Genomic DNA, 17,725 nt, shown 5'->3' on the forward strand with positions numbered 1-17,725 from the left:
TGCCGAAGCGAACGGGTTTGTCGCGCTGGACGACGGATACGCGATCACGCTGGTGGGTGTCGACAACACGCCGGTCCGCCCGCGACCAGCGCGATATCGAAGCCGCCCTGCGCTTCATCGCATGTGAGATCCGCAAGCATGCGCGTGCCGTTCGACGCGCGCACCGGCGTGTTGTCGACACCCACCAGCGTGATCGCGTATCCGTCGTCCAGCGCGACAAACCCGTTCGCTTCGGCGAAAACATCGAGTGGACCGGCTACATCGAGCGCCTGCACTTGCGGAAAGATCGCGATGGCGACGCTGCGCATGAAGTCGTGCTCCTCAAGAATTTGCGGGGGTTTTTCGGTGCTTGGCAGCAGACGCCGTGCGGTTGGCAGGCTTCGACGGATGACATCGATTGCCGCAGCAACCCGCCGGGGCGACACTGATCTGGTCGTCCAACCTCATCAGCTTGCCCGGCGAACCCACGCAGTTTAACAAGACGTCCGCGGCAAACCTCACACCAAGGAGCACCGAACATGACTACCACGATCGCCGGCATCCGCATCCCCGACAGCGCCATGGCGCGCGCCGCCACAGAACTCGTCCGCGATACCGAGCCGGACCTTCTCTACAACCACTCGCGCCGCGTGTTCCTGTTCGGCGCGCTGACGGGCGAGCGCCGCAAGCTCGGCTACGACGCCGAGCTGCTTTATATCGGCGCGATGTTCCACGACATGGGCCTGATCGATGCCTACAGCAGCAAGCACGACCGCTTCGAAGTCGATGGCGCCAACGCGGCGCGCGATTTCCTGAAGGGCTATGGCATTGGCGAACACGACATTGAACAGGTCTGGGATTCTATCGCGCTGCACACCACGCCCGGCATTGCGCAGCACAAGAAACCGGTTGTCGCGCTGGTCACGGCCGGCGTGGAAATGGACGTGCTGGGTCTTGCATACGACGAATTCAGCGACACACAACGCAAGCAGGTCATTGCCGTGCATCCGCGTGAAGTGAATTTCAAGGAAGGAATCATCGATGCATTCGCGCACGGCACGATCCAGAAGCCGGAAACGACCTTCGGCAACGTGAAAGCCGATGTCCTCGCGCTGAAAGACCCGACTTACAAACGCCTGAATTTCTGCAGCCTGATTTTGGGCTCCGCGTGGAACGACAGCCCGGGTGCATGTGCGCATTGCAACGATGCATCGCACAATCACTGAGCTGCGCGCCGCCCCGACAGCCGTTCCTCTGCTGGAACGGCTTGTTTATCGCTAAAACAGATAAGCGTATGGAATTTGGTTTGTTGACCTTGTACGCGCGGAAACATAGATTCGATAATCTGCCAAAGCAATTTCCCAATCGAATAACGAGTCCCGCGTGACGACCCAAACTCTCAACCAGACCATTGCAATCACGCCGTTCCAAGGCCCGGTAGGCGCCGAAGTAACCGGTCTCGACCTCAGCCAGCCTCTCGCCGACGACGATTTCAAGCGCATTCACCGTGCGCACCTCGATCATCACGTGGTCGTGTTCCGCGACCAGCGCATCACGGCCGAACAGCACATTGCCTTCAGCCGCCGCTTTGGTCCGCTGCAAATCCACGTGCTTCACCAGTTCCAGTTGAGTGGCCACCCGGAGATCCTGATCGTTTCGAACGTGATGGAAAACGGCAAGCCGATCGGTCTCGGCGATGCCGGGCACTTCTGGCATTCGGACCTTTCGTATAAGGAAACGCCCAGCTTGGGTTCACTCTTGCACGCGCAGGAATTGCCGTCGGAAGGCGGCGATACGCTCTTCGCGAACATGCATCTGGCTTGGGATACGTTGCCGCAAGCGTTGCGCGATGCAGTAAAGGGCCGCTCCGCCGAACACACCTATCTTGCAAAATACGCCGAACTGCAAAAACGCAGCCCGTGGCGGCCGAATTTGTCGGCTGAACAAATCGCTCAGGTCAAACCCGTGGTACAGCCGATCGTGCGCACGCATCCGGAAACCGGGCGCAAGGCTCTGTTCGTGAGCGAGCATTTCACCACGCGCGTGATCGACATGCCCGAGGGCGAGAGCCGCGATCTGCTGCAAGCGCTCTTCGACCACAGCGTGCGCGAAGAACATCTGTACCGGCATCAATGGCGTGAACATGATCTCGTGTTCTGGGACAACCGCTCGCTGATGCACCTCGCGGCCGGCACGCCCGATCATCTGCGCCGCAAGATGTACCGGACCACGATTGAAGGCGATACGCCGTTCTGATCACATCTTCCAGAACCGCATTTGGCTCCCCACGGATCGCGTGTTCGCGGGACTCGCCGCGGTGATCGTGATCGGCCTGGTCGTCGAACTCTCGTCTTCGACACCTTCGAGCGCCTGACGGTTCGCCGCTGAGGCGTGCAACGATAGGGCCTTTTACCGCAGATATGAAAACCCGCGAGATTGCGTCTCGCGGGTTTTTTTACGCCTGCTGATTTCAGAACACGTTGACCGGCACATTCACCATCAGGCGATACACATCGCTCGAAGAATCCGAATAATATTTGCCGCCGTGGTGATGCATGTAATAGAACTTGGCGCTCGCGCCCTTCAGCTTGCCCGAACCGATGGTATAGGACGGAATGACGCCAAACTCATAATGCGTCCCGTGAACCGGTTCGCCGTTTTTCCAGTACAGATCGTGAAGCGAACTGGCGGGATCGGCATAACGGTCGGCCATGGTCGATGCATCCGCGCCCCAGCCGTACGCACCCCACGTCGTCACCTTCGCGCCGGGCAAACCATAACCGGCAAGATTCAACGTATAACCGAGTTGGAGTGACTTTTCATGCGGCGCGTTGTAGTCCACATCGAGCGAGTTCGCCAGATAATCGCCCGCCGACTGACCAACATAATCGAAGAACTGGTTACTCGCGATTTGCTGGAAACCCACCGAAATGGTGTGCGCGTTGTGCGTACCCGATAACAACAAGCTATACGCGTGGTTGTTGATGGGACCGTTCCTGCTTTGTCCGACGTCGTGCGTGTAGTAATAAGTCAGATTGCCGGTCCAGCGAATCTGTGCCGGATCGCCAATACTGTGACCCAGCGTCAAGTAATACTGGTCCCAGACGTTCTCGGCACGGCTGGCATATAACGACGCAGACGTGTCGTCATTGGGCGCGTAATCGCCGCCGGCAAACGTAAAACGGCTGAACCGGGTACCGCCGTATTCCGTCTTCAGCGTGGTCACGCTGGTCTGGCCGCGCGCCATGACGCCATCCACGCTTCCCGCCTTGAGCGTCACGTTCCTGATCTCCTCGCTGGCGAGAGAGAAGCCGCGATAGCTTGGGGGCAGCGCGCGGTTATCGTGGGGAACGAGAAAGGGGTTATCGAATAGTTGCAGGCCGTATTTGAGCACCGTATTCGATACCCGCGCCTTTACGTCCCACACGCCTGGATACGTCCACGCCAACTGGTTCTGGCCGGTCTGGCCATCGTGATTCAAATGCACGCGGTTTCCCGCGCCTTGTCCGCCATTCAGTTTTAAATCGCTGAACAACGACGCATCCAGACCCACGCCGAATAATCCGCGCGTATACCCCGATTCAAATACTGCCTGATTACCCAATACCCACGCGTCCTTGTTCTTCGCCCCATCCGATTCCAGGCGCTCGGTATAACTGCGGAAAAGCAACTTCAAATGTGAATCTTCGATAAACCCCTGCGATTTCGACTGATTGCTGATAGGCCCGTCGGCTTCTGTATTAGGCGGGGAACTCGGTGGTGCTTCGGTGTGACGCGTTGAAACATCGTCATCATCCGCAAAAGCGGAAATGGACGGACCCATCAATGCAGTGGCAACAGTTAAAGTGAGTGCAAGCGAATGTTTCTGTATTGTCATTATTGTTGTCTCTGACTTGTTATAGATTGTGATCAAAGGCCGACAACCATCTCAATAAAACCGGCGCGAGTTTATAAACGCGCCTGTTCAAGGAGCGAAGCATCGGAGGGTTACCGCGGGAACTACGGGGTTAGCAAAGCACCGCCGCATTCCGCCGTTGAAAAACGGCGAAACGCGCGATGTCTAGGCAATGGACGAAATCAGTCGTGGATCAGGCGAGCAGGCAGGCGGCGGCAACTCCATGTTCAAGGGTTCGCAATGCGGGCACTTCCTGCGAACAGCGCGGCTCCGCAATCGGACATCGAGTATGAAACACACAGCCGGTCGGCGGGTTGATCGGGCTCGGGATATCGCTCGAAAGAATCTGCACGACCTTCGTCCGCTCGATGGCCGGATTCGGCACCGGCACGGCGGACAGCAACGCGCGTGTGTAGGGATGGCGAGGCCGGGCATAGAGAGAATGTTTATCGGAGAGCTCCATGACGTGGCCGAGATACATCACCATCACGCGATCCGAGATGTGTTTGACCACGGCCAGATCGTGCGCAATGAAAATCAGCGCGAGCCCCATTTCCTGCTGCAGTGACTTGAGCAAGTTGACGATCTGCGCCTGGATGGACACGTCGAGCGCGGAAACAGGCTCGTCGCAGACAATCAGCTTCGGCTCCACGATCAGCGCACGCGCAATGCCGATCCGCTGGCACTGTCCCCCGGAGAACTCATGCGCGTAGCGGTTGATCATCTGTTCGCGCAGGCCGACCTTCGCCATCATCGCGCGCACGCGCTGGTTCATCTCGTCCTTCGACATGCCCGGCCTGTGTTCTCGCAACGGTTCCGCAATGATCTGTCCGACCGTCATGCGCGGATCGAGCGATGCCAGCGGGTCCTGGAAGATCATCTGGATGTCGGCCCGCACGCCGTGCCATTGTTTGACCGTCGCGCCGCTCAGGTCCTGCCCCATCCACACGATCTTGCCGTGCGTCGCGGGAATCAGGTTGAGGATTGCGCGCGATAACGTCGATTTGCCGCAGCCCGACTCACCGACCACGCCGAGCGTTTCGCCCGCCTTCAGGTCGAAGCTCACGCCATCGACGGCCTTCAAGGTGCGCCTCGGCGCCCATGGCAGCTTGCTCTTTGCCTTGACGCTGAAATGGACCTGCACGTCGCGTACGGACAGAATGGTTTGCTCAGGCATGGGCGACCTCGTGCAGCGACTTCATTTGCTCGACCGGGCGATAACACGCGCGCAGCCAGGTTGGATCGCCGGCGAACGCTTCGAGCGGCGGCGTTGATTCGGCGCAGCCCTGGCTGGCATCGATACACCGCTCCTGGAACGGGCAACCCGAGGGCGGATGCGCCATGTTCGGCGGATTGCCCGGAATGCCGACGAGCGGCGCGTCGCTTTGATCGAGACGCGGCAGCGCCCGCAACAAACCGATGGTGTAAGGATGCGACGGACGCGCAAACAGATCGTCCGCGTTGCAATGCTCCATCACGCGGCCGCCATACATGACCATGACCTTCTCGCACAGGCCGGCAACCACGCCCAGGTCGTGCGTGATCAGGACGATTGCCGTGCCGAAGTCGTGTTGCAGATTGCGCAGAAGCTGGAGAATTTGCGCCTGGACGGTGACGTCGAGCGCGGTCGTGGGTTCATCGGCGAACAGCACTTGCGGTTCGCACAGGAGCGCCATCGCGATCATCACGCGCTGGCGCATGCCGCCGGAAAGCTCGTGCGGGTATTGGTCGATACGATGCGCCGCTTCCGGAATCCGCACCGCTTCGAGCATGTCGATTGCGCGCTTTTTCGCGGCCCGCCGCGTCATGTTCTTGTGCAGTTCGAGCACTTCCGTCATCTGGCGTTCGATCGTCAGATACGGATTGAGCGATGTCATCGGGTCCTGGAAGATCATCGACAAGCGGTTGCCGCGAATCCGGTTCAGCTTTTTCGACGGCATGGTCAAGAGGTCTTCGCCCTGATAGATCGCGTTGCCTTTGACACGGCCGTTGCGCGCGAGCAGTCCGAGCATGGCGAGCACGCTCTGGCTCTTGCCCGAGCCCGATTCGCCCACGATGCCAAGCGTGCTGCCCTCTTCCAGATCGAAGCTCACGCCGTTCACCGCGCGAACGACGGCGTCGGGTGTATCGAATGCGACTTCGAGATTGTGTACCTTGAGCAATGACATGATGCTTACCGATCCTTCGGGTCGAGCGCGTCACGCAGACCGTCGCCGACAAAGTTGATGCAATACAGCGTCACCGACAACAGCGCCGCCGGGAACAGGAGAATCCACGGCGACGTTTCCATCACGCCCACGCCGTCCTGGATCAGCACGCCCCAGCTTGTCATGGGCTCCTGCACGCCGAGCCCGAGAAACGATAGTACGGACTCCGTGAGAATCACGCCCGGCACGGTCACGGTCGTATAGATCGCGACAATGCCCAGCAGGTTCGGCACGATATGCCGCAAGATGATGCCGCTCGTCGATACACCGATCGCACGCGCCGCCTCCACATACTCCTTCGACCGGATCGCGAGGGTCTGGCCACGCACCACCCGCGCCATGTCCATCCACGAAAATACGGTGATGGTCAGCACCACGAGGTAGAACTCGCGTCCAAGCAGCGTCACCATCAGGATCGCGATCAGCAGGTAGGGAATGGCGTACATCATGTCGACAATGCGCATCATCGCGTTGTCCACGCGTCCGCCCACGAACCCCGCAATCGCGCCCCATACAATGCCGAGCGTCACGGACGTGAGCGTCGCCAACGCGCCGATCATCAGCGACACACGTCCGCCCACGAGACACCGCACGAGCAGGTCGCGGCCGGTTTCATCGGTGCCGAACAAATGCCAGTTGGCAAACGTCGGCGTGGAACTCATCATGTTCCAGTCGGTGGAATCGAAGGCGTTGGGCAATACTATGGGGCCGATGATGCAGGCGAGCGTGATCAGAACAAGAATCACGAGGCTCGCGACGGCCGCCTTGTTGCGCGCAAAGCGCAAGCGCGCGTCCTGCCACGGGCTGCGCCCTTCAACCGGCACGGCCAGCACGCTTTCGAGCGCGGGGACGAGCGTTCCTTGTTTCATTGCAGACCTCATGCGCATGGGCTAACTGATCAGTAGCGGATTTTCGGATCGAGCCACGCATACGCGAGATCGACCAGCAGATTGAGCAGGACGGCAACCACGGTCACCAGCACGACGAGTCCGAGCACCAGCGTGTAATCGCGATTCGCGGCGCCGTTCACGATCAGCTTGCCAATACCCGGCAGCGAGAACACGGACTCCGTGACAACGGCCGCGGTGATCGAACCGATGGCAAGCGGCCCGATCACCGATACCACCGGGATCATGGTCGGGCGCAGCGCGTGGCGCAGCACGACGGTCCATTGCGACAGGCCCTTGGCATAGGCGGTACGAATGTAGTTGGTGTTCATCACTTCGATCAGACTGCCGCGCGTCACGCGTCCGACGGTCGCCACATTGATGATGGTCAGGAGCGCAATAGGCAGCACCATGTAGCGCACATGGAAACCGTTCCAGCCGCCGGCGGGAAGCCATTTGAGAAGAATCGCGAACACGAGAATGAGCACGGGCCCGATCACGAACGACGGAAACGCACTGCCCGCATTCCCCACGATCATCAGCAGGTAATCCGCCGGGCTGTTCCTGTAGAGCGCCGCGAAGATGCCGAGTATCACGCCGAGCACGATTGCGAGCACCATCGACACACCGCCGATGGTCAGCGACACCGGCAACGCGCGCAGCACGAGGTCGTTCACGCTCCAGTCGGCGTATCTGAACGATGCACCCAGGTCCCCATGCAAGAGGCTGTTGAGATACAGCAGATACTGCTTCCACAGCGGTTCGCCGAGATGGTATTTCGCCTGCAGGTTCGCAAGCACTTCGGCCGAGACCTTGCGCTCGCCATCGAACGGACCGCCCGGCGTTGCATGCAGCAGCAGATAACACACCGTGACGACAATCAGCAGCGTCGGCACGGTCAGCAGTACACGCCTCAACGTATAAGACCACATGGAACTTCTCTCCTGGCGGCGTCGCGATCAGTGTGCGTCGCGACGGCCGCCTCATGGGTGTTGCGGGAACGGTAGCGAAAGCGTGGCGCCTCGCTCAGTGCTTCACGATATACAGATCCTTGCTGCGATAACGGTCCATCGGGTTCTCCAGTGAATACCCGCCCACGTAGCTCTTCACGAGCCGCGCGATCGTGTATTGCAACAGCGGCAACATCGGATAGTCGTCCATCACGAGTTTCGCGGCCTGCGTCTGCAATTGCGTGCGTTTTGCCTGATCGGTGGTGGAGTTCGCTTCCTTGATCAGCGCGTCGGCCTTGGGATTGCAGTTGAAGTTGTCGTTCTGCTCCGACCCGCATGAGACGAGCCCGAGAAACGTGGTCGCGTCGTTGTAGTCGGCGACCCAGCCATTGCGCGCGATCTGGAAGTCACCGGAATGACGTTTTTTGGTCAGGACCTTGAATTCCATGGTGTCGATCTGCGTGTCGAGACCCAACTTGGTCTTCCATTCCGATGCCGCGAAAATGGCCATCTTCTTGTGGTAATCGCTCGAGTTCATGGCGAAGCGAATCGTCGTGCCGGGCTTCACGCCCGCTTGCGCGAGCAGCTTCTTCGCTTCTTCCACGCGCTTGGCCATCGGCCATGTCGACCAGTCGTAGGCCGTGACATCGGCGCCCTTCACACCCTTCACGATCACGCCATACGCCGGGATCTGGCCGTCGGCGGTGACACGTTGCGCAAGGATGTCGCGATCGATCACCATCGACAACGCCTGGCGCACGCGCACGTCCTTGAGCAGCGGGTCCTTGTTGTTGAACGAGTAATAGCGCAGGCCGAGCATGAGCGAGAGCTTGATGTCGTTCGGGAAGTCCTGCTTGTACTTCGCGTACGTTCCCGACGGCAACTGGTAGACCCAGTCGTTGTCGCCTGACTGGAACAGCTTGATGTCGGTGGTTTCGCTTTCCACCGGCAGATACGTAACCTGCGTCAGTTGCACGTGCGCCGCGTCCCAGTAGTTCGGGTTGCGCGCAAGCACCAGCTTGCTGTTCACTTGCCAGTCCTTCAGCACGAACGCGCCGTTGCCGACCAGCTTGCCGGGCTTCGTCCAGTCCTTGCCGAATTTATCGATGGCGGCTTTGTTGACCGGACCCAGGTTCGTATTCGACATCAGTTCGGGAATGAACGACACAGGACCCGGCGTCCTGACTTCGATGGTATAGGCGTCGACCGCGCGAACGCCGAGCGAATCCAGCGGCTTTTTCCCCGCGATGATGTCAGCGCCATTGAGCAGGAAGATGCCAAACGTCGTTGCGTAAGGCGACGCGATCTTCGGGTCGACAAGACGCTGGCATCCATAGACGAAATCATTGGCGACCACAGGTTCGCCATTGGACCACTTCGCGTTCTTTCGCAAATGGAAGACCCATGTAGTGGCATCTTTCTGTTCCCATTTTTCCGCCACGCCCGGGACGACTTCGCCATCGGCATTCGTCGCGGTCAGGCCTTCAAAAAGATCGCGAGTCACGTTGTTCGACGGCACGGTTTCGGCCAGGTTCGGATCGAGCGTCTCGACTTCAGACGCGTTGTTGCGGACCAGCTCCTGCTTGGCGGCGAGCTGCACGCCGGCCGGCACGTTTGCCGCATGCGCTACAGGAATCGTGCTGGCGGCGACAACGACGCTCGCGGCCAATGCCGGCAGCCATTTACCGCTTTTGCCGAAGATGCGGCGATCGACAGCATCGCCCGGACGAAAAAAAGCGTCAACGCGTGCGCTACGAGCAACGAGTCCTGCGAACAACATCATGGGAATCCTTTTTATTTATCTGTACAACGGCGCAGCGGGGCATGCACGCGCCAGACAAGGCCAGCTTTTACCTTATCTGGCGGCGCGTTCTGTGCAGAAATGTGTCAGCGTCTGCGGCTTGATCAGGAACGACGTTCCGGCCTCCTGCGTCTGTCTCCAACTCGCAACGGCTGTTTTGCTTATCTTTCAAACTGCTTTACCGACGCTACGAATCCACAACAAATTCGAATTCGCCGGGAGTATTTCAGAGCAATAAAGTGGAATCCACTCACATGTGGTTATAGGCCATGTGTTTTGTGTATGACTGAGTGGCCGCCGTGCATAACTTTTGTGTTTTCGCACGAGCGTATTTCTTCGGTCGGCAAGCATGGGCGTTATCGCGCTACCATCGGCGTCCTCACGGTTCACCAGCAGGCTCGCTACGATGATTCGTTTTCGCCAGATAGAAGCATTCCGTTCGTTGATCATGACCGGCACCAGCGTGGGCGCTGCGCGTGCATTGCACGTGACGCAACCCGCCATTAGCCGTCTGATTGCAGATTTAGAGGCTGACCTCGGTTTCAGCCTGTTCAGCCGCACTGGCGGCAGGCTCAATCCAACCAATGCCGGATTGCGTTTTTTCAAGTCGGTCGAAGAGAATTTCCTGGGGCTCGACCGCTTGAAACAAGTGGCCGAACTCATCCGCGATGAAGCCTCAGAAGGACTGACCGTCGCCTGCTTGCCGGTGCTTGCAAGCACCCTGCTGCCGCCCATACTCGCCGATTTTGTCGAGCGTCATCCGGGCGTGCCCATCCGCGTGGACTCGGTAAAGGTGCCCGAAGTGCTTACCATCCTTCAGAACCACAAGGCCGACGTTGCGATCAGTCAGGCGTTCGCGCCGGTTGCAGGTATCGAAGTGGAAAAACTGCTGAGCGCGCGCGGTCAATGCGCGATGCCGGCGTCGCATCGGTTGGCCAGGAAAAAGGTCGTGCGTACGTCGGATCTTCGTGGCGAACGCATCATTGGATGGCTGCCGAATTCGCGTCAACCGTATGCCGCCGAGCAATCGTTGTTCGCGGCCGGCGAGGATCGCGCGAACTATACGGTGATGACCGACACCGCACATACACGATACGCCATGGTCGCGGGCGGCCTGGGCGTGTCGATCGTCGAACCGTTCGCCGCGAAGGTGTGGCGCATGCACGGCGTGATCGTGCGGCCGTTCGAAGCGGCTATTGAATACGAGTACGTGCTTTCGTATCCGAGCAGCGGCATCCGTTCGGATCTGGTCGCGTCTTTTCGCGAGTCCGTCCTGCGCGTGGTGGCAACGTATTCCCTCGATGAAGCCCCCGTGCTCGCCGACGCATAAAAACACCGGATTTGCCAGCCTTTTAAAAGAATTCCGCCTCGTGGTATAAGCCCGGATGCGCTTCCCGTGAAGCTGTCCGCCGGGAAGTGACGACGAGACGAGACGATTCGAGGAGACGAATACCCAATCAAGAGGAGGAGAAAGATGGCAATGAAGATGTCCATGAATTCACTGCATCGCACGCGTTCGTTTGCGCTTGGAAGTGTAGCGGCGGCGATTTTTGCGGTATCGATGGGATTTGTCGAAAGCACGCCGGCATACGCCAAGGTTGCACAGCAACCGGTGGTGCTGACGGCGTCGGCTGTTGCTGTCGCGGACAAGTTCGCCGCTGATGCCGCCGAGCAGATCTTCAAACAAGGCGGCAACGCGGTCGACGCCGCCGTTGCCGTCGCCTTCACGCTGGCCGTGACATATCCGGAAGCAGGCAATCTCGGCGGCGGCGGTTTCATGACGCTGTACGTGGATCATCGTCCGTACTTCCTCGATTATCGCGAGCGCGCGCCGATCGCGGCCACGAAGAACATGTATCTCGACGACAAAGGCGAAGTCATCAAGGGCATGAGCCTTTACGGACATCGCGCGGTCGGCGTGCCGGGCACGGTCTCGGGCATGTGGGAAGCGCAAAAGCGCTTTGGCAAGCTGAAGTGGAAGCAAGTGGTCGCGCCCGCAATCAAGTACGCGCAGAACGGCTTCGAAGTCAGCGACCAGTTGCAGGAACGCAAGGACGCGGCATCGAAGGAATTTGCAGGCAAGACGAACTTCGACAGTTACTTCGGAACCCTGAATAAAGGCGTGAACTTCAAGCAGCCGGAACTGGCTGCCACGTTGCAGCGCATTGCGGACAAGGGCGCGAAGGGCTTTTATGAAGGTCAGACCGCAAGCCTGATTGCCGACTCCATGCGTGGCCACGGCCTCATCACGGAACAGGATCTGAAAGAGTACAAGGCGGTCTGGCGCACGCCGGTTCTCGCAAGCTGGAACGGCTACCGGATCATCACCGCGCCACCTCCGAGTTCGGGTGGCATCGGTCTCGTCCAGTTGCTCAAGATGAAGGCCGATCTCAAGGACAAGTACGCAAACGTTCCGCTCAATTCGGCGCAATACATCCACCTGACGGCGGAGATCGAGAAACGCGTCTTTGCCGATCGTGCGCAGTATCTCGGCGATCCTGATTTCTACAAGGTGCCGATCGCGCAACTCATCAACGACGACTACCTCCTGAAGCGTGCATCCGAAGTGAATCCGGACACGCCGTCAGACACGAAGAGTGTTGTTCCGGGCCTGGGCACCACAATGCCCGAGAAAGCCGAGACCACGCACTTTTCGATCGTGGACAAATGGGGCAACGCGGTATCGAATACGTACACCATCAACGGTTATTTCGGCGCGGGTGTAATTGCCGACGGTACGGGTGTGGTGCTCAACGACGAGATGGATGACTTCTCCTCGAAACCGGGTGTCGCAAACATGTTCGGCGTGGTCGGCAGCGATGCCAACGCAATCGAACCGCGCAAGCGTCCGCTCTCCTCCATGTCGCCCACGATCCTGACGAAGGACGATCAGGTCGCAATGGTGATCGGCACGCCGGGCGGCTCGCGCATCTTCACCTCGATCTTTCAGGTGATCAACAACGTGTACGACTTCTCAATGCCGCTGCCCGAGGCCGTCGCCGCGATGCGCTGGCATCACCAGTTGCTGCCGCCGAACACGATCTTCTGGGAGCCGTACAAGCCTATCGACGGTGATCTGGCGAAGGAACTCGAAGCGAAGGGTTATACGCTGCAGAAGCAGGGTTTCAACGGAGACATCCAGGCCATCGAGATCAACGATAAAACGCCTGAAGCCGTCGCCGATCCCCGCGGCCGCGGCGTGACGCGCGTGATCCAGTAAGCCTTGTAAGAAGCCTCGACAAAGCAAAGGCCAGGTCTTCGGACCTGGCCTTTGCATTTTCCGCCGCACGATAAAACCCGCCCATAAGCCCCTGGAATCAAGCTTATAAGGATCGCGGCATGACTGGAATCCCATTTTTGAGATTGGATGCGGCGTGCTGATCGCCTAGTCTCTGTCCTGGCCCAGTCCAGCGCATCGATTCTGGCCACTACTAAAAATACGACTTTCGAGACGACCCCTGAAGACGGCTCTCCGGCTTGTTCCCGGCCCGTTTCAGCATGCTGATAAAGGAGAACAGCTCATGATGGAACCCCACGCCCAGCCGCTTCGCGGCATCGATATTCAACAGGACGAATCCCCGTCCGCTCACGGCCGAACGCAAGACGAGACGCAAAGCAAAACGCAAGGCGGCGCAATCGACCGCTATTTCCAGATCAGCGCACGCGGCAGCACGCAGCGGCGTGAAGTGATCGCCGGCATCACTACGTTTCTCGCGATGGTTTATTCCGTCTTCGTCGTCCCCGCCATGCTCGGAAAAGCCGGATTCGATACCCGCGCCGTCTTCGTCGCCGTCTGCCTCACGACCGCCTTCGGTTCGCTGCTGATGGGCGTCTGGGCACGCCTGCCGATCGCAATCGGCTGCGCAATCTCGCTGACCGCCTTCACCGCATTCGGGCTTGTGCTGGGCAAAGGGCTCTCGCCATCCGTGGCGCTCGGCGCCGTATTCCTGATGGGTGTCACCTTTACGGCGATTTCCGTGACCGGCGTGCGTTCGTGGATCTTGCGTAACCTGCCGGCCGGGGTCGCTCATGGGACGGGCATAGGAATTGGCTTGTTCCTGCTGCTGATTGCATCGAACGATGTCGGGCTGATCGTGAAGAATCCGGGCGCGGGCATGCCCATATCCCTCGGCCATATCACCGCGTTTCCGGTGCTGATGTCCGTGTTCGGGTTGGCTGCGATTCTCGGCCTGGAGCGGCGCCGTGTGCCGGGCGGGATTCTGATCGTGGTGATCGGCATGTCCGTGCTGGGTCTCGCCTTCGATCCGTCCGTTCACTACACGGGGGTATTCGCGGTGCCGTCGCTGAGCGCGCCGGGCCATGCCTCGTTGATTGGGGCAATGGATATTCGTGGCGCGCTTTCCATGGCCGTGCTGCCGAGCGTTCTTGCACTCGTGATGACCGCAGTCTTCGATGCCACCGGCACCATTCGCGCAGTCGCGGGCCAGGCGGGTCAGATCGATGAAAACGGCCGAATTGTGAATGGCGGACGCGCATTGACAGCGGATTCGGTGAGCTCGATCGTGGCCGCTTGCCTGGGCGGTGCGCCGGCTGCGGCTTATATTGAATCGACGGTAGGTGTAGCGGCGGGCGCGAAGTCGGGCCTGGCTGCCGCGACCGTGGGCCTGCTGTTCCTGGCCGTGATGTTCTTCTCGCCGATCGCGGGCCTTGTGCCTTCGTATGCGACAGCGCCGGCGCTGATGTACGTCGGTTTGCTGATGCTTTCAAGCGTGAGCAAACTGCACATGGACGATCTCGTCGATTCCATGTCCGGCCTGGTCTGCGCAGTGTTTATCGTGCTTTCGGCGAACATTGTCACCGGCATTATGCTCGGCTTCTGCACGCTCGTGATCGGACGCGTGATTGCGGGCGAATACCGCAAGCTGAACGTGGGTACGGTCGTGATTGCAGCCGTACTCGCCGCGTTTTATCTCGGCGGCTGGGCGATCTGACGCTCAGCTAATCGGCCTGCAAGCTCCCTGCTTTTTGCGTTCAGCCTCTAAATCCGTGCAAATCGACGTGTGAGAACCGGTGAAAAGCTCGATCAGCGCGTCGATCCAATGCAAACGGATTTACTTGCGACGATACGCCTCTGCCATCACAGCGCAGTTTTGCAGGTGAAGGTTCAATGCGCGAACAGCTTCGCGGCGAACAACTGCTTTCGTCTTGCGAAACCATGAACCGAAAGAAACAAGAACTGAACCTTGAGCGGCGGTTTTCATAGAGCACCTTTGCGTAGTTAGGGTATTTACCCTTAGGGAATACCCTTAATTATACGCATTTCGTGCTGCATTGCAAAAAAGTTTCAGAAAATTGTGGCCAGGGTCGTGTCGATGCAACAGCAAAGCCACGCCCTGCGGCCCTCTTACGGCACAACGGACAAGAACAGGAACGTCGCAAAAATCACCAAGTGGACGACGCCCTGCAGTACGGTCGAACGGCCAGTTCCGAGCGTGAGGATGCTGACCAGCAAGGTCAGCGCAAGCAATACAATCTCCTTCGAGCCCAAGCCAAGTGAAATTGGCTGGCTGATCGCGATCGACACGACGGCGACCGCTGGAATCGTCAAGCCGATGCTGGCCAGCGCCGATCCAAGCGCGAGATTCAAGCTTGTCTGCAGCCGGTTCAGTCGTGCAGCGCGCAATGCGGCCACACCTTCCGGCAACAGCACGAGCGCCGCGATCACCACGCCAACCACCGCTTCCGGTGCGCCTGCGCTGGCAACGCCCGCTTCGACCGTCGGAGAAAGAATCTTGGCCAGTCCGACCACGGCCAATAACGACAGCAACAGCAATCCGCCCGAAGCCAGCGCGTGCCCGTTCGTTGGCAGCGGCGCGTGGACATCGTCGGGACGGTTGGGATCGAGCGCGGGCACCGGCGGCAGGAAGTAGTCGCGATGCCGGACGGTCTGGACAAACACGAATACGATGTAAAGCACGAGCGATGTCACCCCGACGAACACCAGTTGCGATGTCGAAAGACCCGGTCCGACAACAGTACTCGTGAAGTTCGGCAGCACCATGGTCAGCACCGACAGCGCGCAAAGAATGGCAAGGGCAGCGCTCGCACCGCTTAGCTGGAAATTCTGTTCGTGATGGCGCAAGCCGCCGACCAGCAAACAGATTCCGACGATTCCGTTGCAGCAGATCATGGCCGCGGCGAACACGGTATCGCGGGGAAGCGCAGCTTTTTCCGGACCGCCCGTGAGCATCACGGAGACTATCAGCGCCACTTCAATGACCGTTACCGCAATCGCCAGTACCAGGGTCCCGAATGGCTCGCCCACTCGATGCGCCACCACTTCCGCGTGATGCACGGCGGCGAACACGGCGGCGGCCAGGGTGATTGCGGCCAGACCGAGTATCCAGCCGTTCGGCATGGCGACTGCAAGTCCAAGGATGATGAGTGCGGCAAATGGTGCGATGCCCGTCCAGTCCAGCTTGAATTTCATCGATGCTCCAGGGCGGTAATGCAGATAGAGGGGTGGCAGAAGCGGCCAGCGAGTTCAAACATGACGCGTCCGAAAGATCACGTTTTCTGGCCGGGCTTGAATGCCGGAAGAGCCGTCAGATTACAGGTTCCTCCTTCAAATTAATCGAATTGAACGCTTGCGGGAATGCGGGTTGAATGCGTGTCGAGCAAACACAGGCATCACTGCACGCAATCTGCCGGAGAGCTACAAACCGTTACGCGTCAGTGAGTTGATGAGCACTTCAGCATGTTGTCCACACGGCTATCCACAAAATCTGTGGACAACCTTCGGACGTCGCGTTCATTCGCTGATGCACGAAATGCCACGCTTTGTGGTTTTTCTAAGTTCGAGCGCTTTAGCGGCTTTATCTGTCACGATAAAAAAGCGCGACCAGTTCATGAGTCGCGCTTCTTGTCATACCCAGTTTAACGAACTTATTCGACGAATTCCGAATTCATCGTGATCTTCGCGTTGCCGGCAAAAAGTTTCGATACCGGGCAACCTTCCTTCGCGGCGGTCGCCAGTTTTTCGAACGTGGCCTTGTCAGTGCCCGGGACCTTGGCCTTCACGTCAAGATGGCAAGCGGTGATCGAGAAACCCTCGCCGTCCTTGTCCAGCGTCACGGTAGACTTCGTTTCGATGCTTTCCGCCGTGAGGCCAGCCTGCGTGAGCTGCAGCGACAAGGCCATGGTGAAGCAGCCAGAATGCGCCGCGCCGATGAGTTCTTCCGGGTTCGTTCCCGGACCGCCTTCAAAGCGCGCCGCGAAGCCGTAGGGCGCGTCCTTCAATACGCCGGTTTGCGTCGAAATGTAACCTTTACCGTCCTTGATGCCGCCACTCCATTTTGCAGATGCTGTCTTTTGCACGAGTGTTCTCCAGTAAGTCAGGGTGGATTGCCGCGCAGTGCCGCCGCAGCAAGGATTCGACCGCAAAGCCTGCATTCAGTACGAACCGGCTTGGCGTGCCATCGGGTTGGACCAAGCACACAGAATGCCCGAAAGCGCATCGGGCAGGTTGATTGATCGTCGAACATCAAATCACTCAGGAGAATGGATGGGTCCGCAAGTCGTGGTTGTCGATGAAGACCGGGTGTTGCCGGAGCAGGTAGATGTCGTTGTCGTGGGCGGCGGGATCATCGGCATGAGCACTGCAATCTACCTCGCCGAGAAAGGGATTTCGGTCGCCGTCTGCGAGAAGGGGTATATCGGCGGAGAACAGTCGAGCCGCAACTGGGGTTGGTGCCGCGCGACGCATCGCGATTTGCGTGAGCTCGAGTTGAGCATCGAAAGCCTCAAGCTGTGGCGAAAACTGGATCAAACGCTCGGGATAGACACCGGCTTTTGGCAAAGCGGCATTCTCTACGCTGCCGATAACGAAGAAGCGCTCGCCGATCACGAAAGCTGGCTCGCCCGCGCGGTGGAACGGGTGGGTCGAGATGGCATCGATTCACGCATCACGTCCGGTAGCGAAACCGCCGCGCTCATGCCAGGCGCATCGCGCATGTTCGCCGGCGGCATTTTCACGCCTTCGGATA

The 17,725-nt window shown here is 59.1% G+C and carries 16 protein-coding genes and 2 pseudogenes; 8 read left to right on the forward strand and 10 right to left on the reverse strand.

The genetic code is table 11. The annotated features are described in order from the left end of the window. Positions 1 to 68: 68 nt before the first annotated feature. Positions 69 to 308, reverse strand: a pseudogene (locus tag ACRXB1_RS12590) (DJ-1/PfpI family protein); the annotation flags it as partial. A 210-nt stretch (positions 309 to 518) separates the two neighbouring features. On the opposite strand from ACRXB1_RS12590, the gene ACRXB1_RS12595 reads away from it, so the two are divergent. The 3 genes and pseudogenes from ACRXB1_RS12595 to ACRXB1_RS12605 all read left to right on the forward strand — a co-directional run. Then, entirely contained in the window at positions 519 to 1,205 is a 687-nt protein-coding gene (locus ACRXB1_RS12595) for an HD domain-containing protein (protein ID WP_062171166.1), read from the forward strand. 157 nt (positions 1,206 to 1,362) lie between these two features. After that, positions 1,363 to 2,235, forward strand: coding sequence for a TauD/TfdA dioxygenase family protein (locus ACRXB1_RS12600; protein WP_449492198.1), 873 nt, complete (start codon positions 1,363 to 1,365; stop codon positions 2,233 to 2,235). A 1-nt stretch (position 2,236) separates the two neighbouring features. Further along, positions 2,237 to 2,367, forward strand: a pseudogene (locus ACRXB1_RS12605) (ABC transporter permease); the annotation flags it as partial. Positions 2,368 to 2,449: 82 nt separating this feature from the next. On the opposite strand, the gene ACRXB1_RS12610 reads toward ACRXB1_RS12605, so the two are convergent. From ACRXB1_RS12610 to ACRXB1_RS12635, 6 genes are all read right to left on the reverse strand, one after another. Then, positions 2,450 to 3,856: an OprD family outer membrane porin gene (locus ACRXB1_RS12610; RefSeq protein ID WP_449492199.1), complete on the reverse strand. Its 1,407-nt coding sequence runs from the start codon at positions 3,854 to 3,856 to the stop codon at positions 2,450 to 2,452. Positions 3,857 to 4,067: 211 nt separating this feature from the next. After that, positions 4,068 to 5,051, reverse strand: a complete 984-nt coding sequence (gene oppF, locus ACRXB1_RS12615) for a murein tripeptide/oligopeptide ABC transporter ATP binding protein OppF (protein WP_062171172.1) — start codon at positions 5,049 to 5,051, stop codon at positions 4,068 to 4,070. After that, positions 5,044 to 6,045 carry an ABC transporter ATP-binding protein gene (locus ACRXB1_RS12620; RefSeq protein ID WP_269465470.1) on the reverse strand — a complete coding sequence of 334 codons (1,002 nt, stop codon included), beginning with the start codon at positions 6,043 to 6,045 and terminating at the stop codon, positions 5,044 to 5,046. The genes oppF and ACRXB1_RS12620 overlap by 8 nt, the downstream gene beginning before the upstream one ends. A 2-nt stretch (positions 6,046 to 6,047) precedes the next feature. Further along, positions 6,048 to 6,950, reverse strand: a complete 903-nt coding sequence (locus ACRXB1_RS12625; RefSeq protein WP_062171173.1) for an ABC transporter permease subunit — start codon at positions 6,948 to 6,950, stop codon at positions 6,048 to 6,050. A gap of 29 nt (positions 6,951 to 6,979) precedes the next feature. Then, positions 6,980 to 7,900 carry an ABC transporter permease subunit gene (locus tag ACRXB1_RS12630; protein ID WP_086381082.1) on the reverse strand — a complete coding sequence of 307 codons (921 nt, stop codon included), beginning with the start codon at positions 7,898 to 7,900 and terminating at the stop codon, positions 6,980 to 6,982. A gap of 94 nt (positions 7,901 to 7,994) precedes the next feature. After that, on the reverse strand, positions 7,995 to 9,701 hold the full coding sequence (locus ACRXB1_RS12635) for an ABC transporter substrate-binding protein (RefSeq protein WP_449492200.1): 1,707 nt from the start codon (positions 9,699 to 9,701) through the stop codon (positions 7,995 to 7,997). On the opposite strand from ACRXB1_RS12635, the gene ACRXB1_RS12640 reads away from it, so the two are divergent. From ACRXB1_RS12640 to ACRXB1_RS12655, 4 genes are all read left to right on the forward strand, one after another. Next, positions 9,700 to 9,957 (forward strand): hypothetical protein, encoded by a 258-nt coding sequence (locus ACRXB1_RS12640; RefSeq protein WP_449492201.1) that lies wholly within the window; start codon positions 9,700 to 9,702, stop codon positions 9,955 to 9,957. The genes ACRXB1_RS12635 and ACRXB1_RS12640 overlap by 2 nt on opposite strands. A 168-nt stretch (positions 9,958 to 10,125) precedes the next feature. Beyond that, complete coding sequence (locus tag ACRXB1_RS12645) at positions 10,126 to 11,049, forward strand: LysR substrate-binding domain-containing protein (protein ID WP_062003109.1); 924 nt, start codon at positions 10,126 to 10,128, stop codon at positions 11,047 to 11,049. Between the two features lie 231 nt (positions 11,050 to 11,280). Beyond that, entirely contained in the window at positions 11,281 to 12,939 is a 1,659-nt protein-coding gene (gene ggt / locus ACRXB1_RS12650; protein ID WP_449492204.1) for a gamma-glutamyltransferase, read from the forward strand. A 301-nt stretch (positions 12,940 to 13,240) separates the two neighbouring features. Then, on the forward strand, positions 13,241 to 14,671 hold the full coding sequence (locus ACRXB1_RS12655) for an NCS2 family permease (RefSeq protein WP_449492202.1): 1,431 nt from the start codon (positions 13,241 to 13,243) through the stop codon (positions 14,669 to 14,671). A 120-nt stretch (positions 14,672 to 14,791) separates the two neighbouring features. Here ACRXB1_RS12655 and ACRXB1_RS12660 read toward each other — a convergent pair whose 3' ends face one another. The 3 genes from ACRXB1_RS12660 to ACRXB1_RS12670 form a co-directional block, all read right to left on the reverse strand. Then, complete coding sequence (locus ACRXB1_RS12660) at positions 14,792 to 14,941, reverse strand: hypothetical protein (RefSeq protein ID WP_174365210.1); 150 nt, start codon at positions 14,939 to 14,941, stop codon at positions 14,792 to 14,794. A gap of 143 nt (positions 14,942 to 15,084) precedes the next feature. After that, positions 15,085 to 16,170: a calcium:proton antiporter gene (locus ACRXB1_RS12665; protein WP_062003111.1), complete on the reverse strand. Its 1,086-nt coding sequence runs from the start codon at positions 16,168 to 16,170 to the stop codon at positions 15,085 to 15,087. 455 nt (positions 16,171 to 16,625) lie between these two features. Further along, positions 16,626 to 17,057 carry an OsmC family protein gene (locus ACRXB1_RS12670; protein ID WP_062003112.1) on the reverse strand — a complete coding sequence of 144 codons (432 nt, stop codon included), beginning with the start codon at positions 17,055 to 17,057 and terminating at the stop codon, positions 16,626 to 16,628. Between the two features lie 187 nt (positions 17,058 to 17,244). On the opposite strand from ACRXB1_RS12670, the gene ACRXB1_RS12675 reads away from it, so the two are divergent. Beyond that, a partial coding sequence (locus ACRXB1_RS12675) for an NAD(P)/FAD-dependent oxidoreductase (RefSeq protein WP_449492203.1) occupies positions 17,245 to 17,725 on the forward strand: 481 nt, incomplete at its 3' end.

This window comes from Caballeronia sp. M23-90, from assembly GCF_053574605.1.